The sequence below is a fragment of the Bradyrhizobium sp. Kon10 genome (assembly GCF_055807395.1).
Genome location: NZ_JBVVOZ010000395.1, coordinates 1 through 238, shown reverse-complemented (window position 1 = coordinate 238; position 238 = coordinate 1). Strand labels below are relative to the sequence as shown.

Below are 238 nucleotides of genomic sequence, written 5' to 3'. Positions count from 1 at the left end.
GATATGCGGCTGCGATTCGATGCCCTTTGGGCACACGAAGTAGTAGGCAAGTGGCGATGGAAGCGGCACGTCGAACAGCCGAACCAAGCGGCCATCGCTGATTTCGTTCTCCACATGCCCGCTGCGCACCAGCGCGACGCCTTGACCGAGTAAAGCCGCCTCGACCGTCATATTGGTATCGCCAAATCTGAAGCTCTCCCTGAGTGGCAAATAGGCCAGTCCGACGGCTTGAAACCAC

The 238-nt window shown here is 58.4% G+C and carries 1 protein-coding gene; it reads right to left on the bottom strand.

Annotated features, from left to right (window positions below; all coding sequences use genetic code 11):
* Positions 1 to 238: LysR substrate-binding domain-containing protein (locus tag AC0L2O_RS37495; RefSeq protein WP_473373284.1), on the bottom strand; the 238-nt coding region annotated here is incomplete at both ends.